Origin of the sequence: Sorangium sp. So ce327, from assembly GCF_051530205.1 — a bacterium.
Lineage (GTDB): Bacteria > Myxococcota_A > Polyangia > Polyangiales > Polyangiaceae > Sorangium > Sorangium cellulosum_B.
Genome location: NZ_CP150330.1, coordinates 789,055 through 810,847 on the forward strand (window position 1 = coordinate 789,055; position 21,793 = coordinate 810,847).

18 protein-coding genes and 1 pseudogene are annotated in these 21,793 nt (G+C 70.3%); 8 read left to right on the forward strand and 11 right to left on the reverse strand.

Annotated features, from left to right (window positions below; genetic code table 11):
* Nucleotides 1-485: 485 nt before the first annotated feature.
* The 5 genes from WME95_RS02900 to WME95_RS02920 all read right to left on the reverse strand — a co-directional run bounded on the left by WME95_RS02900 (nt 486) and on the right by WME95_RS02920 (nt 5,776).
* A complete protein-coding gene (locus WME95_RS02900) occupies nt 486-1,877 on the reverse strand; it encodes a DUF1552 domain-containing protein (RefSeq protein ID WP_437906897.1) in 1,392 nt (463 codons plus the stop codon).
* Nucleotides 1,874-3,619: a DUF1592 domain-containing protein gene (locus WME95_RS02905; RefSeq protein ID WP_437906898.1), complete on the reverse strand. Its 1,746-nt coding sequence runs from the start codon at nt 3,617-3,619 to the stop codon at nt 1,874-1,876. The genes WME95_RS02900 and WME95_RS02905 overlap by 4 nt, the downstream gene beginning before the upstream one ends.
* 161 nt (nt 3,620-3,780) lie before the next feature.
* Nucleotides 3,781-4,488, reverse strand: a complete 708-nt coding sequence (locus tag WME95_RS02910) for a hypothetical protein (RefSeq protein ID WP_437906899.1) — start codon at nt 4,486-4,488, stop codon at nt 3,781-3,783.
* Nucleotides 4,485-5,231, reverse strand: coding sequence for a tetratricopeptide repeat protein (locus tag WME95_RS02915; RefSeq protein ID WP_437906900.1), 747 nt, complete (start codon nt 5,229-5,231; stop codon nt 4,485-4,487). The genes WME95_RS02910 and WME95_RS02915 overlap by 4 nt, the downstream gene beginning before the upstream one ends.
* Complete coding sequence (locus tag WME95_RS02920) at nt 5,231-5,776, reverse strand: RNA polymerase sigma factor (RefSeq protein WP_437549309.1); 546 nt, start codon at nt 5,774-5,776, stop codon at nt 5,231-5,233. Before WME95_RS02920 ends, WME95_RS02915 begins: the two co-directional genes overlap by 1 nt.
* Before the next feature lie 376 nt (nt 5,777-6,152).
* On the opposite strand from WME95_RS02920, the gene WME95_RS02925 reads away from it, so the two are divergent.
* The 3 genes from WME95_RS02925 to WME95_RS02935 all read left to right on the forward strand — a co-directional run bounded on the left by WME95_RS02925 (nt 6,153) and on the right by WME95_RS02935 (nt 9,137).
* A complete protein-coding gene (locus WME95_RS02925) occupies nt 6,153-7,136 on the forward strand; it encodes a hypothetical protein (protein WP_437906901.1) in 984 nt (327 codons plus the stop codon).
* 60 nt (nt 7,137-7,196) lie between these two features.
* Complete coding sequence (locus tag WME95_RS02930; protein WP_437906902.1) at nt 7,197-8,534, forward strand: retroviral-like aspartic protease family protein; 1,338 nt, start codon at nt 7,197-7,199, stop codon at nt 8,532-8,534.
* Between the two features lie 66 nt (nt 8,535-8,600).
* On the forward strand, nt 8,601-9,137 hold the full coding sequence (locus tag WME95_RS02935) for a hypothetical protein (protein WP_437906903.1): 537 nt from the start codon (nt 8,601-8,603) through the stop codon (nt 9,135-9,137).
* 311 nt (nt 9,138-9,448) lie between these two features.
* Here WME95_RS02935 and WME95_RS02940 read toward each other — a convergent pair whose 3' ends face one another.
* The 3 genes and pseudogenes from WME95_RS02940 to WME95_RS02950 form a co-directional block, all read right to left on the reverse strand.
* Entirely contained in the window at nt 9,449-11,788 is a 2,340-nt protein-coding gene (locus WME95_RS02940) for an AAA family ATPase (RefSeq protein WP_437910943.1), read from the reverse strand.
* Nucleotides 11,789-12,508: 720 nt separating this feature from the next.
* Nucleotides 12,509-13,516, reverse strand: a pseudogene (locus tag WME95_RS02945) (ligand-binding sensor domain-containing protein); the annotation flags it as partial.
* Complete coding sequence (locus tag WME95_RS02950) at nt 13,513-14,967, reverse strand: TIR domain-containing protein (protein WP_437906904.1); 1,455 nt, start codon at nt 14,965-14,967, stop codon at nt 13,513-13,515. The gene WME95_RS02950 and the pseudogene WME95_RS02945, both read right to left, overlap by 4 nt.
* 471 nt (nt 14,968-15,438) lie before the next feature.
* On the opposite strand from WME95_RS02950, the gene WME95_RS02955 reads away from it, so the two are divergent.
* The 3 genes from WME95_RS02955 (at nt 15,439) to WME95_RS02965 (ending at nt 17,813) form a co-directional block, all read left to right on the forward strand.
* Nucleotides 15,439-15,690, forward strand: a complete 252-nt coding sequence (locus WME95_RS02955) for a hypothetical protein (protein ID WP_437906905.1) — start codon at nt 15,439-15,441, stop codon at nt 15,688-15,690.
* A gap of 486 nt (nt 15,691-16,176) precedes the next feature.
* On the forward strand, nt 16,177-17,124 hold the full coding sequence (locus WME95_RS02960; protein WP_437906906.1) for a hypothetical protein: 948 nt from the start codon (nt 16,177-16,179) through the stop codon (nt 17,122-17,124).
* 257 nt (nt 17,125-17,381) lie between these two features.
* Entirely contained in the window at nt 17,382-17,813 is a 432-nt protein-coding gene (locus WME95_RS02965; RefSeq protein WP_437906907.1) for a DUF6968 family protein, read from the forward strand.
* A gap of 102 nt (nt 17,814-17,915) precedes the next feature.
* Here WME95_RS02965 and WME95_RS02970 read toward each other — a convergent pair whose 3' ends face one another.
* Nucleotides 17,916-18,179 carry a hypothetical protein gene (locus WME95_RS02970; protein WP_437906908.1) on the reverse strand — a complete coding sequence of 88 codons (264 nt, stop codon included), beginning with the start codon at nt 18,177-18,179 and terminating at the stop codon, nt 17,916-17,918.
* A 268-nt stretch (nt 18,180-18,447) separates the two neighbouring features.
* On the opposite strand from WME95_RS02970, the gene WME95_RS02975 reads away from it, so the two are divergent.
* Together WME95_RS02975 and WME95_RS02980 are read left to right on the forward strand one after the other, a co-directional pair.
* Nucleotides 18,448-18,780, forward strand: coding sequence for a hypothetical protein (locus WME95_RS02975; RefSeq protein ID WP_437906909.1), 333 nt, complete (start codon nt 18,448-18,450; stop codon nt 18,778-18,780).
* Nucleotides 18,781-18,837: 57 nt separating this feature from the next.
* Complete coding sequence (locus tag WME95_RS02980) at nt 18,838-19,980, forward strand: D-alanine--D-alanine ligase family protein (RefSeq protein WP_437906910.1); 1,143 nt, start codon at nt 18,838-18,840, stop codon at nt 19,978-19,980.
* A gap of 9 nt (nt 19,981-19,989) precedes the next feature.
* On the opposite strand, the gene WME95_RS02985 is transcribed toward WME95_RS02980, so the two are convergent.
* Both WME95_RS02985 and WME95_RS02990 read right to left on the reverse strand, forming a co-directional pair.
* Entirely contained in the window at nt 19,990-21,075 is a 1,086-nt protein-coding gene (locus WME95_RS02985) for a GHMP family kinase ATP-binding protein (RefSeq protein WP_437906911.1), read from the reverse strand.
* A 160-nt stretch (nt 21,076-21,235) separates the two neighbouring features.
* On the reverse strand, nt 21,236-21,739 hold the full coding sequence (locus tag WME95_RS02990) for a hypothetical protein (RefSeq protein WP_437906912.1): 504 nt from the start codon (nt 21,737-21,739) through the stop codon (nt 21,236-21,238).
* Nucleotides 21,740-21,793 lie beyond the last annotated feature (54 nt).

Sequence of the window (21,793 nt, forward strand, 5' to 3'; positions counted from 1 at the left end):
GACGCGCGCTGCTCGTCCAGCGTGCCTGCGCTGCCTGGCTCCTCGAGGCGTGATCTGGCTTCTCCGATCGGCGGAGCGGCGCTCCGCTCCCTGGCCGACGCAGCGAAGCGATGATGGACGAGCGTCCTGGGCTTGAGAAGCGTAAGCGCCGCGGCACGCCGAGGCCGATGCGCGGCGGATGGTAGGAAAATTGATTGGTGTGGAATATAGGCTGAACCCGGAATGTGGCAATACAAAACTGTGATGAATGGTAAGACGGCAGTGCGCGAGGAGGGGTGTCCAGCTGTCCAGTTGTCCAGGCCGGCCCGGGCCGCGCGCCGCGCGCTCGCTCCGGCTGAACGGGATCCGTCCGCGACTTCCGACCTCGGCGCGAATGTCGGGTTTCTTCCGGGGCTGCGTACGGTTTTATCTGCTCGCTCCCCTTGGCGCGGAGCTTCGCGACCGCGTCGAGCGCGGCGGCCGGCAGGTCGCCCTCTCCCCGCGGCTCAGGCCAGGAGGCCTGGCAGGGGCCCGGTGCACACGCCGGGAATGCCGAAGGTGGTCACGTCGTCGAGGCCCATGGCGTTGCATACCGACACGAGCAGGTTGTTGTGCGGCAGATCGGCGTACTTCATGTAGCGGCCCATCTTGAAGTAGCCGCCCGCGCCGCCCGCGAGCACCCAGGGGATATCCTTGTACGTGTGCGTGTTGCCGACGCCGAGCTCGTTGCCCCAGAGCAGCAGGGTGTTGTCCAGCACCGAGCTGCCGTCCACTTCCTTCGCGAGCGCCAGCTGATCCAGCACGTATTTCACTTGCTCGCTGTGCCAGACGTTGATCTTCACGAGCTTCTCGTTCGCGACCGCATCGTTGTCGCCGGCGTGGGAGAGCTCGTGGTGCTCCTCGTTCACCCCGATCCAGGGATAGTACTGCCAGCTATCGGCGTTGGCCCACATGAACGTGGAGACGCGGGTCATGCCGCAGATGTGCGCGAGCAGCATCAGGTCGGTCTGCAGCCGGCCGACCTTCGGATAGTTCTCCATCGCTCGCGTGTCGAACTTCTCCGGCATCGTGAGCGGCGTGCACGAGACCACCGAGCTCTGCAGCCGCTGCTCGATGTTGCGGATACCGCCGAGGTGCGCCTCGAGCCGCGCCTTGTCCTCGGAGCTGACGCGCGACTTCAGTCGGCCGATATCGTCCTTGAGGAAGTCCAGCACGCTCTGGCGCTCCGCGATCAGCCGCTGCAGCTCCGTTTCGGAGAGATCCGCGTTGGCGAAGATGCGCGAGTACATCTGGAATGGATCGTCGACGGCCGTGTTCGGCTGGTTCGGACCGCGGTACGAGATCACGCGGAGCGGCTCCTGCCCCTCGATGCGCACGCCGAACTCGAGCGACGGGAACTGGCTGCTCTTGCCGATGCGATTGGCGATGTGCTGGTCGACGGAGATGCGATCCGCCCAGCCGGCGGGGCCGCCCGCGCCCGTGAAGCTGCCGGCGAGCAGCGAGCCGCCCGTGAGCATCGCGCCGGGGCCCTTCATGTGCGGTCCGCCGGGTTTGTTCTCGCTCGTGACGCCGAGCTCGTCCTCGACCGTCGAGTTCATGTGCACGCCCTTGAGCACAAGCATCCTCTGCTTGTGCTCCTCGAGCGGCGCCAGGATCGGGCCGAGCGAGAGCGGCGCCTCGTGCGCATCCCCTGCCGGAAAGAACGCCGACGGCACCGTGCCGTTCGCCGAGAAGATGCCGATGAAGCGCCTGGCGCCCGGCTGTTTCGCGTCCTGTCCAAACACCGTGGCGCTCCGCCAGACGGGGCTCGTGAGCGCGACGGTCAGGGCGCCGAGCCCGCCCAGCAGCTTGCGGCGGCTGATCTGGGTGCGGAGGTCGATAGGGCCTCTTCGGTTCATGGCATCTCCTTCGTGTGCGCGTCGATCGGACGGCGGTAAAGGAAGGCGTCCGTCTCCACGACGGCGCGGGGAAGCGCGTTCAGATCCTGGCCGGCGGCCTTGAAGGTCTCGAGCAAGCTCTCCATCGAGCAACCATCCATGTCCTGCTCGAAGCGGGCGATCGCGAAGCGGAACCACTGGCGCGCCACGCACTCTTCCACCTCGGCGCTGCCCGCGAGCCTACTGCCGAGCTCTGCCACGCCCTCGAACTCGCCGTCCATGTCGCGGGTGGCGATGACCTTGCCGCTCGCGTCGACCGGCTCGCCGCCGTCGAGCTCGCGGTAGCGGCCGATCGCGTCGTAGTGCTCGAAGCCGAAGCCGATAGGGTCGAGCAGCTGGTGGCAGCCGACGCAGCTCGGGTCCACCTCGTGCTGCGACAGCCGCTCTCGGGTCGAGCTGCTCGGGTCGACCTCGGGCGGCTTGGGGATGTTGGCCGGCGGGGCCGGCAGTTGCTGGCAGAGCAGCGCCTCGCGCACGAACTTCCCTCGGTAGATCGGCGAGCTCTCTGCGGGCTTCGCCTGGATGGCGAGCAGCGCCGGGAGCGTCAGGATACCCGAGGTGGCGCCGTCCGTGCGCTTCAGCGGCTGGAAGGAGTCGTCGCCGGTGACGCCGTAGTACCCGTCGAGATCCTTGTTGTAGAAGACCGTCGTCGAGGTGAGGAGCGCGCTCAGCTTGCCTCCCTCGTCGTCGAGCACGTGGTCGAAGAAGGCGTCGGCCTGCCCGCGCAGCGACTCACGGAACGACCGCGATTGCCACTCGGGGAAGGCGTCCGCGTCCTTCACCACGCTGTTCAGGCCGTTCAGGTGCGTCCAGCTGCCGAGGAAGCGATGGACCAGCCTCTCGCCGCGCTCGTCCTCCAGCATCCAGTCGAGCTGCGCCGCGACGCCCTCCTTCGTGGTCAGGCTGCCGTCTTCGATGGCCTCGTTCAGCCTGGCGTCCGGCAGGGTGCCCCACAGCATGTAGGAGAGGCGAGCGGCCACCTCGTAAGGAGAGAGCTTCACGGCGCGATCGCTCACCTTCTCCGAGGTGCCGATCTCGACGCGGTACAGGAAGCGCGGCGACTGCAGCATGCCGCGGAGCAGGAGCTCGATCCCGTGCTCGTAGCTCGTCTCCGCGCCGACGTCGAAGAGCTGCAGGTGTCGCTCGATGTCCGCCGCGTCCGTGATCGGGGCGCGGTAGGCGCGGGCGCCGAAGCCCACGACCAGCTGGCGCGCGCACTCGCGCGGCTCGGCTCCGGCCTCGCAAGGCGCGATCCTGTCGAGCGCCTCCGGATCGCCGGCGACGGCCGCGGCGATGACGTCCGCCGCGGCCTGGAAATGCTCGAGCTCGACCTGCGTGACGTCCGGCTGCAAGAGGCCGAACGCCGACGCCTCGATCGCGGGGCCGAGCGCCGCGTCGAGGCCGGGCACGTCGCCGGCGAGGTCGCGCACGGTGTTCAGGTACTGCTCCCGCGAGAGCAGCCGCATCGGCGAAGGCCCAGGATCGATGGTGCTCGCGTCGCACCTCAATGGCTCGCCCGGGCCCGAAGGCCCCGAGCCCGAGCCTCCGCTGCTCGAGCTGCCGCTCGTGCCGTTCGTGCCCTCCGCCGGCGATTTGCCGTCTTCGCTGCCCAGGTTGCCGATGCACGCCGACAGCGCGAGCGCCGCGGCGAGCAGGCCCACGCTTCCGTGGGACTTGAATTGTTCAATCGATGATGTAGTCATTCAGGGCTCCGCTCGAGGCAGCTGGCTACTCAGCCTCGGTGGGAGACCCGCTCGGGCGCGATCACCTTTTTCGTCGTCGAAACGTGGAGACGTTTCGATTGGTACGAAGAGGTAGGTCCACGGTCGCCGCGCTCCGACCCGACCGCGGGAGCGCCGCCGGCTCACGGTCCTTCGATGCTGCAGCACACAGCGCAATCGTAGGCTTCGAGCAATTCGCGCCCGGCGCACGGGACGTCGCCGCACGCGGTCCCCTTCAAGGCGCCGCAGCTCGGGAGGCATTCCCCTTCGACCTCGATCGAATGCGGCGGATCGCAGGGCGTGTCGTTGCCCGGGGGCTCGTCGCCGTCGGGCGTGAAGTACAGCCGATCCAGCTGGACGCCCTCGACGGCGTTCGCGAGGACGAGCTCGTGCGCTCCGGCCGAGAGGGGGAACCGGAGCGGCTCGCCATAGCGCGTGTTGTCGTGGAGATCGTCCCAGAACCAGATGTCACCGACGCTGATGCGCCAGAGGTACCAGGGGCCGCCGTCCACCTGGAACCAGAAGCGGTTGTTGAGGGCACCCGGAGCGTGGATCCGCCCCCAGATCACGTACTCTGCCCCGCTCGGCGCCTCGAAGCGGTAGCGAGCCCGCGCGAGCCCCGGCGCGTCGTCCGAGGGCATTCCGCCAGGGGGCGCGATGAAGCGGCCCTCGGAAGCGCGGCTGTCTTCACCGACGGTGAAGCCGTCGCTCAGCTCTCCGAGCTCCGCCTCGATATACGACGATCCGGACACGACAGGCGCCCAGGCTCCGACCGAGGTGATCTCCGCATCACACCCGGAGGCCGCAAGGCAGCCGAGCGCCACGATGCGAGCGGCCGAGCAGCGCTTCACGGCTGATCCAGGAACCGCCTTAGCTTCGCGCTGTGGGGGCTCTTGGGATACTGCTTGACGAAGGCCTGAGCGCGCCGCTTCGCCTCCTGCGCGTTGCCGCGCGCGGCCAGCACGTCGATGGCGAGCACCTCGCGCTCCTGCCGGAGCACGCCGTTCGGGAACTGCGCGCGCAGGCGCTCGAGGAGCGCCGTGGCTCCCGCCACGTCTCCGGAGCGCAGCTTGGCGCGCGCTTCCGTGAGCAGCGCGCTCTCCGCGCGCAGAAGATCGGTCTCCGTCGGCTTCGGTCCGCTCGGCCTCCGGGTCGGCTCTCCCGCGGTGGGACCATCGAGCGGCGGCGCCGGAAGCGCCTTGGGCTCCTCCAGAGGCGCCACAGGGGCCTGCGGCACCTCCGCGGGCGCGCGCTCCGGGGCCGCCGCGTGGGGCGGCGCAGGCGGCTCGTCCGGGGAGGAGAGGGCCCAGTACCCTCCGCCGAGCACCAGGCCGCCGCCCACGAGCACAGCCGCTGCCTTGATCGAGAGCGCCGACGGCAACAGCGAACCGACGCCAGCCTTCGTGGCAGCGGCGGCGCTCGCGCCGGCCGTGGCGCCGACGGCCGTCCCCGCCGCCAGCTGGCCCGCGATGCCGCGCCATGCGCGCTCCTTCGCGCCCTCGGGCGGACCCACGTGGCGCACGCTTCCCAGGAGCTCTCGCTCGAGCGGGTCCGCCCCGCTCTTGACGCTCAGCAGCCGTTCAGGATCCCCCATCACACGGCCTCCTTTCGGCTCGTGTCCTGTGCCAGCGCGAGGCGCTTGACCTCGCGGGAGAAGGTCTCGCGCGCCAGGCGGAGGCGCGAGCGCACGGTGCCCACGGAAATGCCCAGCAGGTCCGCGATCTCCTGCCCCGACTTCTCCTCGAGCTCGAACAGGACGAACACGAGGCGCTGCGGCTCCGGCAGCTTGTTCAAGATGGCCTCCGCCGCCTGCGCGCGCTGCCGCGACTCCGCGCTCAGCGCGAGCTCCTCGGACGCGCCGCCGTAGAGGTCCATCTCCGCGGCGTCCGTCGTGACCTCGCGCCGGAACCGCGCTGAGCGCCGGTAGTCGCTCGCGACACGCTGGCAGATGCCGAAGAGCCATGTCGTGAGGAGCGATCGACCCTCGAACTCGGGGAGCTTGAAATGCGCGGTCAAGAACACCTTCTGCGCCAGGTCGAGCACGTCCGCCTCGCGCACCCCGAGGCGCCTGAGCGAGCACCAGACGAAGTTGAAGTGTGCGTCGTAGAGGGCTCGAAACTCGGGGTCCGGTGTGCTCATGCCGTGACGTCCCGGTGACCTGTCAGCGAACGAGACGAGCAGACGCCGCCAGCTCGAGCGCGGAATTGTGCAGGGACGATACCACTCGGCCATCTGGAGCGACAAACGGGTTGAAACCACAAGAAAAAGCAGGAATTTTTCACAGGGAGACGGGGAGGCGGGGAGCGAGAGACGGCGAGGAGGGAGAAATTCATTTCTTCTTCCTCCCCGCCTCCCCGCCTCCCTGTGAAAATTCTCCGGGTTTCAACGTGATCGGTGCTCTAGTGGGGACGCCGGCCCGCGACGATCACAAATAAATGCGCGTGCTCCGCGCGGCGGCTACCCTCGCGTCGTCCGGATGCGGAGGCGTCGCGCTTTTCCCGTGGTTTTTTGTGCGATGCTGGCGGCTTCGGGGACCGCCGCGGCGCAGACCGAGCCGTTCCTGAGCGTGACGCGCGGCGCTGGCGCCGAGATCTGCCCGGACGCGGCGCGCCTCATCGAGCGCGTCGAGCAGCTGCGCGGTCGGCCCGAGACGGGTGCGAGCAGCTCCTACCTCGTCGACTTCACCCGGGATACCGACGGCTTCCGCGCGTCCATCCGCAGCGGGAGCGGCGCGCGCGAGCTGCGCGATCGCAGCCGCAGCTGCGCCGGGCTCGAGCAGGCGACCGCGGTGACGCTCGCGCTGCTGCTCGACTCCGACGGGCAGGCGTCGTCCCCGCAGGAGCCCGGGGTCGAGGCGCGCGACGCGCCGCCGCCCGCGCCTCCAGCGCCGGCACCTTCACCCAGCGCCTCGGCGGAGCGGCCGCCGGTCGCGCGGCCCGCGCCAGCGGGCGCCGGCGGCGGCGAGCGCGAGGCGTCGACGTCCGGACGTGGCGCCACGCGGCTCACGCTGGCGGCGGGCGCTGCCGGCCTGTTCGGCGTGGTGCGTCCCTTCGCGCCCGCGCTCTCCGCGGACCTCGGCATCGGCGGTGCGCGATTTCGAGCGGCGATCGGCGCGCTCTGGCTCGTCCCGCAGACGCTGGAGCTCGGGCCGGGCGAGCTCCGCGAGACGATGCTCGGCGGCGCCGTGCGCGCCTGCTTCGCGGCCGCGGGTGTTCGAGGCCTGCGCTTCGACGTGTGCTCCGGCGTTCACGCTGGCCGGCTGAAGGTGGCGGCCAGCGGCTTCACGCGGAACGACGCCGTCGAGAAGACGTGGCTGGCGGTGCCGATCGAGCTGTCGCTGGCGAGCCTGGCAGGTCCGCTCGGCTTCGAGGTCGGCGCCGCCGCGCTGGTGCCGCTCCGGCGCAACGATTTCTCGGTGGATGGCGTGGGGGTCGCGTACAGATCGCCGCCGGTCGGCGCGCTTGTGTCACTCCGCGGCGTCGGCAGCTGGATGCTGTAGGTCTCTATCTCGAGCGGCGAGCGCGTCGTGCGCTTCTCCCAGCAATGCTAGCCTAGGAGGGTGGCATATCGCACTCGTATCGAGGAAGGCCCGCGCTGCCGCTTTCATGCTCTCGCCCCCTCGACGGAGGAGTGCGCGCGCTGCGGCGCTCCCGTCTGCCACGTGTGCGTCTCCTTCTCCGCTTCCCACGGGGTCGCCTGCCCTGGCTGCGAGCGTGCGATCCGGCGCGGTCGCGCGCTCAGGAGCGCGGGCGTCGCGGCGGTCTTGCTCGCGGCGGTGGGCGGCGTCGCGGCGGCGTACATCCACGCTGCCGCGGCCGTGCGGATACCGCCGGAGGGCCTCGCCGCGACCGAGCGCGCGCTGGAGGCGAACCCCTGTGAGGAGGACCTGATGCTCACGCTGGCCGAGCTCCTCCGTCGCGCCAATCGCGATCGCGAGGTGATCGAGCGCAGCGAGGCGTTCCTCGCGGCGTGCGGCCACGGGCCCAGGCTGCTCTGGAAGATCCGCGCCGCCCACAACCGCCGCGGAGAGTACTCCGGGGCGGAGCGCGCGGCGACGCGGCTGATCGAGCAGAGCCCGGCCGACGGGGACGCCTATTGCGGGCGCGCCGAGTCGCGGGAGCGCCAGGGAAAGCTCGAGGAGGCGGCCGCCGACTACGAGCAATGCATCGCGCTCCGCCCGCACCAGCGGGGGGCGCCCGTCCACCTGGCGCGCGTCTATCAGGATCTCCGCCGCCCGTGCGACAGCATCGCGCCGCTCGCCCAGCTCCTCTATTACCATGCCGATGAAGGGACGCGGCTCGTGGGGTGGTCTGGCTTCACCGTGATGGAGATGGCGAGCCAGCTCGCCACCTCGGCCGAGTGCCAGCCTCTCGCCGTCACCGGACAGGCGCTCTTGCAGCGCGGGGAGGACCGCCTGGCTCGAGGCGAAGCAGCGATCGACGGCAAGGAAAAGGGCGTCTTCGTCGTCGATGCAATGGTGAGCCACGTGCTTGTACAGAGGGCGTTCGCGGACCGGATCGGCCTCTCCGCCGGGCCGCGTGTGCTGCGGGTGTGGACGCCGAGCGGCCTTCAGGAGGCGAAGCTCGCCGTCGCCGGCCGGCTGGAGGTGGAAGGCGCCTCCGCCCCGAGCGTGAAGCTCGCGATCGTGGAGGACCTCCCCGGCGTGGCGGGCGTGCTGGGGCACTCGTTCCTGCTCCGGTTCCGCGAGCAGTCGACCGAGAAGGGAACCACGCTCTCGCCGCCGCCGACTGGCGCGGCGCCGTCGACCGAGGAGACGGCGATCGCTGCGGCAGCGGACCACGGCGAGGCGGCGGCAGCGGACCACGACGCGGCGGCGGCAAAGGCAGGCGATGAGGAGGTGGCGGAGGCCCATGAGGGGCTCGCGCCGGCTCGCTGACCCTCGGGATTGACGAGGTCGCTGCGCTCGCGTGTTCCGAGGGCCGCGTCCGGGAGGGGAATCACCGTGCGACATCCATTCGAACGGATTCCAGGGCGCACCGTCCTCTTCTGGTCGCTGCTCGGCCTGACGGTGGCGAGCGGTGTGGGGTTGATAGCGCTCGATCAGCGGCTCCGCACTGCGGAAGCACCCAAGGGGATTTTGTCCCTGGAGTTTGCGGGGAGCGCAGGCGAGGTTCGCCGAATCCTGGGCTCATGGGACGACCGCGCCTGTCTCGACGCCGCGTTCATCCTCGGGCTCGACTATCTCTTCCTGGTGGCCTATTCGAGCTTGCTCGCTCTGGGCTGTGTCATGACGGCGGACAAGCTGCGCGCTCGAGGCTCTCCAGGCGCCCGCCTGGGAGGGCTGCTCGCGTGGGGGCAATGGCTGGCCGGCTTGCTCGACGCGATGGAGAACGCCGCGCTGCTGGCGGCGTTGCACGGCGCAGAGGAGGAAATCTGGCCCGCGATCGCGTCGCACTGCGCTCGCGTGAAGTTCGGCCTGGTGGGCGCGGGAATGGCATACAGCCTGATCGGCTTGATCGTGCGCCGCCGCGCCGCCTGACAGTGCGCCGGACAGCGGGGGGCAAGGCGAAACCCGGACGTCTGTAATCGGTCGAGCTCGGGACCGACCCGGTTGGATCCAATCGAGCGTGGTCACGTCGGGCGGTCTTTACCCAGCCGTAGCCCCCGGTTCAGCTCCGCAACGACAGCGGGAGGAACAAGCACCCGACCATAGAGCTCTCGCAGATTGTCGCGCCGCTGTCGCAGCGCGGCCGCCCTGCGGACCGCCAGGCGCGATGCCTCCTCGTGTCAGAGAAGAGGTCGCCTCGTCCGCCTGGCAGTTCGGCCTGTCGAGCTCGCGAGATGGTGCGCTCACCCGCCGTGAGCCATCGCCTCGACCAGCTGCTCGGCCTCGCGCGCCGGGTCGCCGGCGCGGAGCGTGTCGCGGAGCAGGGGGATGGCGAAGGAGAAGCGGTCGTCCTGCTCCACGAGGAAGCCGAAGAGCCTGAGCTCCTGGAGCGCCTGATCGACGGTCGCGGCGGGCACCGCGCGTCCGAGGGCGCTGGTGAGAGCCTGCTCCGCGTCGGCTGCGGAGAAGTCGTCCCGATCGAGCAATCGATGGACGAGGAGCTGCGCCGCGTCGCCGGCGTTGGAGCGGAAGATGTCGCGGAGCGAGATACCCACCTTCTGCTCGGCCAGCGCGAGGTGCTCCGCGGAGAGCACGAGATCGCCGCTGCCGGCGTCCCGGAGCACATCGAGCGCGGCGTCGCAGAGGACCTGGACGAAGCTCGGGTATCCGCCGGTCTTCTCCGCGATCTGCGCTGGCAGCTCGGGGTCGGCGTAGGCGACCCCGAGGCGCTGCATGGGCTTGAGCGCGAGGTCGCGCGCGGCCTCGCGCTCGAGCGGGCCGAGCAGGCGCACGGTCGCGAAGTTGTAGAGAGGGGAGCGCTGGTTGAGCGACTCGCGGTAGAGGAAGAGATAGCCGGCCAGGACGAAGGAGCAGACCTCTTCGGCCTGGAGCGTCCGCATCGCGGCGAGCAGGGGAAAGCCCCTTGCCGCGTCCGCCTGGATCAGCCCATCGGCCTCGTCGAGGAGCACAACGCCCCTCTTGCCGCTGTCCTGGAACCGCGCGCGCAGGAGGTCGGCGAGCGCCGTCTCCGGGTCCTGGTCACGGGGCGCGTCGATCCTGAGCGCCCGGGCGAGCGCGCGGGCGGCGCGGGCGTGGTCGGCGACGCCGAGCAGATCGACGAACACGGCCTCGACGTCGGGCCGGCGGGCGGGGAGCTCGCGCAGGAGGCGCTTCAGGAGCGACGTCTTCCCGACGCGGCGGGGGCCGATCACGATGTGCTGGATGGAGCTCGCGAGCAGGAGCTCCTTGAGGAGCGCCACGCGGCCGAAGAACATCTGCTCGTCCTTCACCTCGCCGGCGGTGGCATAGGGCGAGAGGGCCACGAGGTGGCGGGCGTGGAGCAGGCCCGCGAAGGTGTGCTGTGGATTGCGGGCGAAGAGGAGGGCCTTGAGCTCGCGCTCGCCGAGGTGGAGGCTGTCCAGGTCGGCGGGGAGGAGGTCGCGCGCGACGTCGTCGCGGGCCAGCAGCACGAAGGGGAGCTCGAAGCGCTGGCCGGCGCCCTGGAGTGCGGCCTCGAAGGCGGCGCGGAGGTGGGCGGGCTCGGCGCGCCTGGCCAGGTCGAGATCGAGCGAGACGAGGGCGACGGTGTGATCGCGCAGCGGCGCCGGGTAGGGGAGGCGGGCGGCGAGGAGCGAGAGGCCGTGAGGGAGCTCCTGCACGGGCGCAGTGGCGGCGTTCTCCATGCCGAGGAGCTCGGCCAGGGCGCGGAGCTGCGCCGGGGCGTGCGGGGCTGTCGACGCGAGCGCCTCGATGTGCGGAATGCGGGTCTCCGGCAGGCCGAGCCGAGACCAGCTCTCGTCGAGCACGCGGAGGCGGCGCATGGAGGCGAGGGCCGAGGGCATGCCGGAGAGGGCGCGATCCGTGAGCGGGGTGCGGAGGTAGAGGTTGCGGCGATGGGCGAGGGCGACGATCGCGGCGGCGGTGGCGACCAGCGCGCCGAGCGCGCTGGCGGCGAGCCAGATCGACCGCGGGGCCGGCGGCGGAGGGGGGGCGATGGGGACGAAGACCCGACCTCTGGCGAGGGTTCCGCCAACCGCGACGACGAGATCCCCATCCGGCGTGAACGCGAGATCGTCGATGGCGCCGCCCCTGGGAACGCCGAGATCGGGCGTCAGCGTGTAGACCCAGCCTGTGCCCGGGCGGTACCCGACGATAAACGGGGGCGTGTCGCCTTGTCGATCGACGCCCATCCAGAGCGTGTGGGATTCGTCGGGGGCGATGGCCAGCCGCCGGATCGGCATCGGGGGAAGGCGGCCCTGGCCAGTCACCGGCTCGAAGCGCTCGGCCTCCGCGCCGGCGTCCTCCCTTCCCGGAGGCTTCATGACGAAGAGTCCCGCGGACGTGCCCGCCCAGAGACCGTGCTGGGGGCTGAAGGCGAGGGCGCGCACGTCGCTGCCGGCCAGGGTGTCGCCGGTCGTGAGCTCGCGCGGCGCGCCTTGCGCGGAGACGTGGACGATGCGCGTGCGGGAACGCCGCTGGGCCAGCTCGGAATCGACGAAATGGTCTCTCGGAATGGCATTGTAGGCGACGAACACGGAGCCATCCTCGACCGCGGCCAGGGCGTCGATTGGACCGGTAGGCATGCGCTCCCAGCGGACGGGCTCCACTCGAGGCGTGTCCCCCTCCAGGACGACCACGGCCGGCCCGGCGGTGGTGCCGACCCATGCTCTGGTATACCCCGTACCGGGCACCGGAGCGATGGCCGTCACCGTCGCGGACGGCAGGCGTTGGTCCTCGGTGATCTGTAGATCGCGTTCCGGCCCGCGCAGTATGAGGCCGCTGAGATCGGTCCCTGCCCACACGGCACCGGCTGGGCCTGGCGCCAGCGCGGTGATGTCGGCGCCGGCGGGAAAGGAAGGCCGAGCGGCGAGAAGATGACCACGTTCGCCTAGCGGATGCGTCACCAGCGATAGGCCGCTGGGTCGAGCAACGGCGACGAGGGTACCCGTGATCGCCAGCCGTATGGCGGACGGTGCGAGGGTAAGCATTGTGCCGGCTTCATTCGATCCCCCGAGGACGAGGCGGGTTGCCCCCGAGTCTGTTGCTGTCCAGATTGAAGTGCTTGTGTTCTCGTGAATCGATCGAATCGATGAAAAGAGTGTGGAATTGAGTTGGGTAAAGTGCGAGGACCAGGAGCGAGTCTTCGGGTCGAAGCGGCTCACGCCACGCGAAGTCCGGAACCAGAGCGAGCCATCGGCCTCCTGGGCGATGGCTAGGACCTCGTTGTTGGCGAGGCCTTCGTTTTGGGTGTATGTGGACCAGGAGCGAGCCTTTGGGTCGAAGCGGCTCACGCCACCCAAAGTGCCGAACCAGAGCGAGCCATCGGCATCCTGGGCGATGGCTAGGACCTCGTTGTTGGCGAGGCCGTCGTTTTTGGAGTAGGTGGACCAGGAGCGAGCCTTTGGGTCGAAGCGGCTCACCCCTCCATTGAGAGTCCCGAACCAGAGCGAACCATCGGCATCCTGGGCGATGTCTTGGACATAGTTGTCGGCGAGGCCGTCGTTTTTGGAGTAGGTGGACCAGGAGCGAGCCTTTGGGTCGAAGCGGCTCACGCCTCCACCCCGAGTCCCGAACCAGAGCGAGCCATCGGCATCCTGGGCGATGGCTCGGACATCGTTGTGGGCGAGGTCGTCGTTTTTGGAGTAGGTGGACCAGGAGCGAGCCTTTGGGTCGAAGCGGCTCACGCCTCCACCCCGAGTCCCGAACCAGAGCGAGCCATCGGCATCCTGGGCGATGGCTCGGACATCGTTGTGGGCGAGGCCGTCGTTTTTGGAGTAGGTGGACCAGGAGCGAGCCTTTGGGTCGAAGCGGCTCACGCCTCCACCCGAAGTCCCGAACCAGAGCGAGCCATCGGCATCCTGGGCGATGGCTTGGACAATGTTGCCGGCGAGGCCGTCGTTTTGGGTGTAGGTAGACCAGGAGCGAGCCTTTGGGTCGAAGCGGCTCACGCCTCCACCCCGAGTCCCGAACCAGAGCGAACCATCAGCGTCCTGGGCGATGGCTGGGACATCGTTGTAGGCGAGGCCGTCGTTTTGGGTATAGGTGGACCAGGAGCGAGCCTTTGGGTCGAAGCGGCTCACGCCTCCACCCCGAGTCCCGAACCAGAGCACGCCACCGCTGTCGCGATGGATGGCCGTGACCTGGTTCGACAGGAGCTCCGGCCCCTCCGCGAGCGGCAGCTCCCATGCCTCGAGCCGCGGGCTTTCCACCCACTGCGGCGGCTCGGCCTCCTTCTTCCGCTCTTCTCGGCACCCCGCGCCGGGCAGCAGCGCCAGCGCCGCCAGCGCGGCGGCCACGCCCGCTCGTCTCATGACCACTCTGCCGCGAACCGCTGCATCGCCGGCGCCACCCAGTCCCAGCGCGTGGCCCCCGCGTCCTTCAGCACGCCGAGCCAGGCGAGCCGCTCCTCGCCTCGCAAGCGCCGCGGCAGCGGTCTCTCCGCCACGCCCGCGAGCGCTCTCAAGACCTCCTGCGCCTCCGCGTCGCCCCCCACGGTCCGCCGCAGCCGGGCCATGTGGTCGCTCGCCAGGATGCGCGCGAGGAGCGCCTCGCGATCGCCGGCCCGCACGTCGTCCGCGTGCCCGTCGACCAGCTCGCGCACGAGCGCCGGGTGCCCGCCGGTCTCGTCGCACAGCACCTCGGCCGCCGCCTCCTCCCCGCCGCGCTCGAGCACGAGGTCGCGCACCTCCCCGGCCGACAGCGCGCCGAGCGAGACCGGACTCAGCATGTGGAATGCCGAGTACAACCCGCCCGAAGGCGGCCGTGTGCAGAGATCGTGCAGCTCCCGCCCGCCCCAGACGAGCAGCTTCAGCCCCCGGCCCGAGAGCCTCGCCATCAGATACCCCCATTGCTCGAGCTGCGGGGCCGGCACGTGCGCCAGCCCGTCGACCACGAGGAGCAGGTTCCTTCCGGCCTCGGCGACCGGCCCGCCGAGCAGGTCGTCCACCGCGTATTCGAAGCGATCCTTGGCGCTCCCCTCCGCGCGCGCGTCCACGAGCGCTCGCCACGGCGCCGGCAGCGCCCAGCGCAGGTCGCGCAGCAGGCGGCCATAGAACCGCTCCTCGTCGGTCGCCCTGACCTCCGGCACGAGCCGCACGGGCAAGAGCGCCTCTCCGGGGCGCTGCAGCCGGTGGAGCACCTCGCCGGCGACCTGGTGCGCCTCGAAGCCGAGCGGTGCGAGCAGCGCCACGCCGACGCACTCCGGCTTGCTCAGCGACTGCATGATCTCTCGCACCTTGTCGGCGCGCCTGACCTCGCCCTGCGCGCGCCGCGGCGCCCGGTGGGGGAGGGCGGCCGACCGGGCGCCCGTGATCGCGGTCACGGCCTCGCGGATCCCCCGCGCCACCTCGGCGAACGCTTCGTCCTCGTCCTCCCAGCTCCTCACCGGGCGCTCGTTCTTGGGCAGCGGCTTGAGCTCGCCGAGCTTCGTGTGGCGCCAGTCGCACGCCCGCAGGAGCACGGGAACGACCCGCGCCTGCCCGGCTTCACGGCGCGCGAGCGCGCGCGCCACGTCGCGCTCGTAGCACTCGCGCGAGGCGAGGAAATCCGCGCTGACGAGGAGCAGTACCAGGTCGGCACGCTCGATGTGCCCCTCGGTGACCTCCCTCGACGCCTGCCCGGCGCCGACATCGCCGGCGTGGAAGCTCTGGATCAACCCTTCGCTGCGAAGGGCGGCGAGGTGCTTTTCGAGCTTGGCAAGGAGCCCCCCGTCCTCGGACGCGTACGAGAGGAACACCTCGATGCGATGATCATGGCCCGGCACCGCGACAGGCTACACGGTTCCAAGCCTGCCGTGCATCGTGCACCTCGGCATCCGCAGAGCACGGGGGCTATCTCACCTCCTGCGGCAGGACGTCGCCACGGGGGCGATGGTCGTGACGGACGGCCACGTGTTCGAGGAGAACGCTCGCATCTCACCCCGCGGCCGTAACGTCTTCGCCAAGGCTTTGCTTCGGGCCCGAATGCTTCACCCATCTTGGGCGCGCTTGCGGCGCGAAAGGGGGGCACTGGCGGTGCGAGGCGAAGAGCGCCGTCGTCAAGCGGTTCGGGGCAGTCATCGAGCGGTTCGGGGCAGTCATCGAGCGGTTCGGGGCAGTCATCGAGCGGTTCGGGGCAGTCATCGAGCGGTTCGGGGCAGTCATCGAGCGGTTCGGGGCAGCCGTCGAGCGGTTCGTGGCGGCCATCGACCGGTGATGGCAGCCATCGAGCGGATCGCGGGCGACGCGTCGCGACCGTGCGCACGTTCGTGACACTCTTCTGCGATCGAATAGCGCTGTCCGATATCCAGTCCGAGCAGGAGTTCGACGAACTCGCGCTTCAGGCATCCTGTGTAGAGGCCTTCGTCGAGTATGTGGGGCACGACCGCGCCGAGTTTGCCGATGTGCGCATCGATCTCCGCGCCCGCGCTGAGTTCGTCCGCGACGAATCGCAACCCGCTGCGCTCCGCTCGGGCTCGGCCGCGGACCGGGGGCCTGATGAACGGTAGCGCAAGGACATGAGCAGTGATGCGAATCACCGTTGCGCCCGCATCTCCGCGCGTGTATCCGGAATGACCTGGAGGATGGGGGCATGCGACGCAGGTCGAAAACCAAGGCGGCCGCTGTTCTCGTTTCCGGTCTCACGGCGTGCAACTTCGACATGGGTGAGTGCTATCTCAGGGGCCAGGGAACGGACGGTGCAGGTGGCAGTATCATCATCCCGTCAGCAGCTACAGGAGACGCATACCGAAACGGTGACGACGTGGGTAGCGGTACCTCTGAGCAGATGGCAGGGTGCGCCCCGGTCACCAGGTGCAGCGAATACTTTGAAGCATGCCAGGTCGAAGGACGGCCTTGCACGCGCATAACGACAAGCGGTCATACGTTCTGTCGCGACTGTCTTGACTATTGCCTTCGCGGCGAGCCGTACGAATCCAGTGAGTGTCTTCGCTGTGGATATCGCTAGCGCAACACATGTGGTTTTCGAGTCTCGCGTGGCGGATCGCATCGCGCAGCTCGGCGCCGCCAACGTTGTCGTCGACTCCGACTGTCTTCTTGTTGGACCGTCTCGCGTGCGTGCGTCCGAGCATGTCCTTGCGCGTCAGGCGTGGTGGGGTGATTTTGACGACCCTGTCGGTGCTGATCGCAAGATAGGTCCTGTGGTTTTCGTATGGGTTTCGTCCACCAATCTGCGCGAGCGCGTCGCGCTCTGGAGAGTCTGCAGCAGGCTGCGCACGCGTGCCATCCCCCGCAAGGACATCGTCGTCGTCGAGCTGGATCCTCCATTGCTGGGGCTGGACACCAGCGACTCTGCCGTGCCGACGTGGTGCTCCGCCTCGGCGCTGGGTACGATCCTGGAGCGGCTCGGTGAAGCGCGTCCCTGGCCGCCCGGACGCTACCGACGTGCCGTCCGCCTCTGGAGCCAGTACACGGCAGCAGATCCGAGGCCGTTCGCACAGAATTGCGCACGTGGCGTCGAAGGGTTTCCAGAACTCGCGCCCTTGTGGGAGCTCCTCTCGTCCTTTTTCCCGAGAAGGACTGCGGGAGGAGCGCTGCGCCTCAGTCGATTCGACGAGCTGCTCCTGACCATCCTGTCTGCGGAGTGGCAGACTCCTCTCGCGGTGGTTGGGCGCGACCTGCGGGCTGGAATGGACTTGTGGAGGACGCTCTCCTGCACGGGCGACCTGTTCCTGCCGCGCCGGCTGGAGCATTGGGCAGACCACGACGCTGGCGCGGCTGTGGAACGAGCGCCAGGCCCAGAGCCATCCGACTCGCACCCGATGCTCTCGCGAGTGTATCGGCTTACCGAACGTGGGTTGAAGCTCCGCGAAGGCATCGATGTCCTCGCGGACGCTCCTGGTTTGCCCCTGGCAGGGGTCGAGGCGTACTCGACTTCAGCTCCCTGGGTGCTGCTCGAAGATGGACGGCTGGCTCGCTTGTGATGACTACGTATTCTGGCGTGATCCTGCCGCCCGTTTCGACCTGATCCTGCCACCGGTTCTAGCGCCACCCGGCCACCGATGCCGGTTTCGTCGAGAAGCTCGACGATCTCTTGGAGAGGCGTAGCCTCGACCAGGGCGGGGGAGCGCGCTGATGCGGCCCCAGGAGAGGCCGCGAGCGTACAGACTCTGCGAGCTCGGCAGCATGGCCTGTCTGGCTCGTGTAGTGCACGGTCGAGTTCTCGTAGTAGCCTCATCGGATGGATGAGAAGGATTCGCCGATCGCGGAGCGTCGCTACAGCGTGGAAGGTCAGCCTGGGCGAGAGATCATCTTGAAGATTGGACGGCCGTTCGAGGTGAGCCCTCCTGGGGTGGACTGGGCGTGTCCCGTCGTCTTCGAGGGCCTGGACGACGGATGCAGCAAGTGCGTGTACGGGATCGACGGTGTGCAGGCGATCCAGCTCGCGATGCAGTACGCGCGCAACCAGCTGGAGGCCTCCGGGCTGCAGCTCCTCTGGGTGACCGAGGAGCCGGGCGATCTGGGGCTCCCGCGCCCGATCGAGAGCACGCTCGGCGTATGGTTTCAGCGCGAGCTCGAGCAGATGGTGGAGAGTGAGCAACGCAGGATGCACGAGATCGTGCTCAAGCTCGGCGAGGTGCGCGAGCGGCGCCGGAAATTGACCGGAGCCTAGCTTCGGCGCGGTGCCCGTTCCGTCCCGTGGGCGGGGCCGATCGACCGATGCGTGCTCCTTTCCTCGTCGGCTCCTCCTCCGTCGAGAAGGCGGCGCGCCCCATCACATCGTTTCGATCGACTTGAGCATCTCCGGCACGAAGTGGAGTCTCGGTCGGAGCAGCCTGTCGCGACGCCCGGGCTGTCGGACCTGGAGCATGGCGCCGGTCGCGGAGCTGTTCGAGGCATCCAGCAGATCATCGGTGAACGTATAGCTATAATTCTCTTGCTTGGTCGGTGTCTTGTCCTCCGCAGCGGCCTCGGGGATCGAGACGCCGAGAAACAGCAGCGCGGCTGTGACTGGAATAAGCGATCGCGGTTTCATCATGTCTCCTCGCCTTTGTCGGACACGAGCGAGGTCCGCAGATTGGGACCGTTTTTGTCGAGCTCGCCGGCGCGGCCCTGATTGAGCGCGCTGAGCTCCCTGCTCGGGGCGCCCGCTCCCTGGGGCACGCTCCATCCATGGGGACGATGCACCCCTGCGTTCCGCGCCGACAGGCGCGCTCGATGTCGTCGCGGAGGGCTCCCCGGACGGACCACCCGATCCGGTGACAACGCAGGTGACATCGCTCTCCTTCCGCGTAGAATCGGGCCCGATGCTCACCTGCAGTCGAAGGCGCACGACGGGCGGCCTCATCGTTGCGGTCGTCGCGGCGCTGGCCGTTGTCGTCCCCGCCGGAGCGGCGAGGGCGACCGAGGAAGCGCCGGCAAAGGTGGAGAACGGCATCGCCGTCGGCGCTCAGCTGGAGGCGCTCGCGGACGTCAAGGTCGCGCGCGCCGAGGTCGCCCGGGGCTCCAGGGTGAGCGTGGCCAGGCTGATCGAGCGCCAGGGCCAGCTCACCGCCGTCGACGTCGAGCTCGCCGACGGCCACGTCGCACGCGTGGCGATGGCGACCGTCCGCAAGTCGTTCCGTGTCCTCTCGGAGTAGCCTCTCCGAGTAGCCGGCTTCTTCGCCCCGGCGCGCGATCGCGGCTACGGTGCCGCCATGCCGAACCCTGCCAAGGTGCGCGTCGCCGTCCTCTTCGGCGGCCGCTCGGCCGAGCACGAGATCTCCCTCCTGTCCGCCCGCTTCGTCGTCGAGGCGCTCGACCGCGACCGCTTCGAGCCGGTGCTCGTCGGTATCGACAAGTCCGGCCGCTGGCTGCTCCAGGAAGAGGCGCTGCTCCTCGGCGCGGCGCGCGACCCCCGCCTCGCCCGGCTGAACGAGGCGATGCCGGAGATCGCCCTCGACGCCCACCCCGGGCCCGCCGGCGAGGCCACGCTGACCGTGCCGGGCGGCGCGCGCGCCCCGATCGACGTCGTCTTCCCCGTCCTGCACGGGCCCACGGGCGAGGACGGCTGCGTCCAGGGCCTGCTCGAGCTCGCCGGCGTCCCGTACGTCGGCTCCGGCGTGCTCGGCTCCGCCGTGGGGATGGACAAGGACGTGATGAAGCGCCTGCTCCGTGAGGCGGAGATCCCGATCGTCCCCCACGTCACGCTCCGCCGGGCCGCGTGGGACCGCGATCGCGGCGCGTGCATCGACCAGATCGCCGCCCTCTCCGCCGCCGGAAGCGCCGGCTTCGGGCCGATCTTCGTCAAGCCCGCGAACCTCGGGTCGTCCGTCGGGGTCCGGCGCGTCAAGGCGCGCTCCGAGATCGAGGCGGCCGTCGAGCACGCCTTCGAGTTCGATGTGAAGATCGTCTGCGAGCAGGGCATCGAGGGGGTGCGCGAGATCGAGTGCTCCGTGCTCGGCGACGACGACCCCATCGCCTCCGTGCCCGGCGAGATCGTGGTCGGGCACGCCGACGGCTTCTACTCCTACGCCGCGAAGTACATCGACGCCGACGGGGCCACGATCCGGATCCCGGCCGACCTCTCCCCGGCCGAGGCGAACGCCGTGCAGCTGGTCGCGCTCCGCGCGTTCCGCGCGCTGGAGGCGTCGGGGATGGCCCGCGTCGACCTCTTCCTCTCGCCCGATCGCGCGCTCTACGTGAACGAGATCAACACCATCCCCGGCTTCACGGCGATCTCGATGTACCCGAAGCTCTGGGAGGCGAGCGGCATCCCCCCGCGCGAGCTGATCGAGCGCCTCATCGGGCTCGCGCTCGAGCGCGGCGCGCGCAAGGCTCGCCTCAGGACGAGCGCCTAGCGCCGCGCGTCAACCCCCGTCGAGCCGCACGCCGGGGGCGCCGAGCGCGGGCCGCCGCACGAGGCAGGGGCCGAGCGCCTCGAGGATGCGCGCGTGGCGCTCGGCGGGCGCCCACACGAGGATGTGCCCGCCGCCGCCTGCGCCGCACACCCGGAGGACCTCGACCCCGAGGCCGTCGAGCCGCCGCTCCAGCGAGAGCGCGATCGCGCTCGCCGCCCTCGAGAGGCGCACCTTCGCGGCCGCGCCCCGGCGCATGCCCGACAGCACCAGCGAGAGCGAGCCGATCTCGAAGCCGCGCGCGACCTCGCCGGCCGCCGCCACGAGCTCACCCTTCGCGTCGCACGCCGAGCCGGCGTCCATCCGATCCAGCACCTCGCCCGACACGCGCCGCACCTCCGTGTCCACGAGCAGCAGCCCCGCCGAGAGCGCGGGCACGAGGTCCGGGCAGCCGATCGCGAGCGGCCGCACCCCGGAGCAGCCGCCGGCGTCGAAGGCGAGATCGAGCAGCCCCCCGAACGCCGCGAACACCTGATCCTGCGCGCCGCACGCGTTGCGCAGGCGCTCGCGCTCGATCGCGACCGCCTCGCGCGCCAGATCCTCCGGCGCGACGGGCTCTCCGATCGAGGCGCGCAGCGCGAACAGCGCCGCCACCGCGACCGACGCGCTGCCGCCCAGGCCGGCCCCGGGCGACGTCTCGCTCTCCACCCGCAGGGCGACCCCGTCGCCCACGCCCGCCGCGGAGAGCGTCGCCTCGACCAGGCGGAACGCGAGATCGTCGCGCGGAGGATCCGCGCGGCGCCGCAGGAGGACGCGCGCCCCTCCGGCGCCCTCGGTCGGGTGCGGCTCCGCCCGCCCCTCGCCGCGCGAGGCGAGCTCGAGCCGCACCCAGCCTCGATCGAACGGCTCCACGATCACGCGCACGCGCAGATCGATCGCGGCGCCCACGACACGCCCGCCGTCCTGTCGGGCGATGCCGGGCAGGTCGCTGCCGCCCCCGGCGAAGGAGACGCGCATCGGCGCGCTCGCGGCCGCGCGCCACAGCGGGCTTCGCAGCGTTCGCGGCGCGGAGAGGGAGCCGGCGCAGGGGATGCTCATGCTGTCCTTCGGCGCGAGCGCGACCCGCCGGGACGCGAGCCCGCCCCAGGGACCGAGGCGGAGCGCCCCGCGGCGGCACCCGGTGCAGGGAGCAGGCCATCGATGGAGCGCCCGGCGTGCACGCTCCCGCGCGGTCCCGCGCGGTCCCGCTCGGTTCCGCTCAGTTCAGGTCCTTGCTCGCGGGCTCGCTCCGCGGCGAGGGCTGCGCGCGGGCCGCGTCGAGGATCCGGTCGATCACCCTGAGCCCGGCCGCGAACATGTCCCGCTCAGCGCGCTCGCCGCCGGCGTGCACCTCGGCCGCCTTCTCCCGGAGGGCGAGCGCGTCGCGGCGGACGACCGGGAGGCGGGCCGCGCCCGCCGCCTCGGCGATGCACCCGGCGAGATCGTAGATGAGGAACGCGTCCTCCTCGCTGATCCGGGCCTCCGTACGGCGCCCCTCGGCGCGGGCGCGCGCCGGGGATCCACCCGCGCGATCCCCCCGGGCGTGCGGCGCGACCTCCCGATCGTCGTCGTCCCCGATCGAGCCCGAGGAGACGCGGTCGAGCAGGCTGGTCAGCTCGACCCGGTAGGCGGCGAGGACCAGCGCGCAGAGCGCCCCGCGATCGCGCAGCGAGAAGAGGATCAGCTCGAGGAGCCGGTCGGACCGGGTCGCGCAGTTTTGCATCGCTGCCTTGTACGGCGTCCGCCCACGCGACCTCAATCCAGAACGCCACCGCCC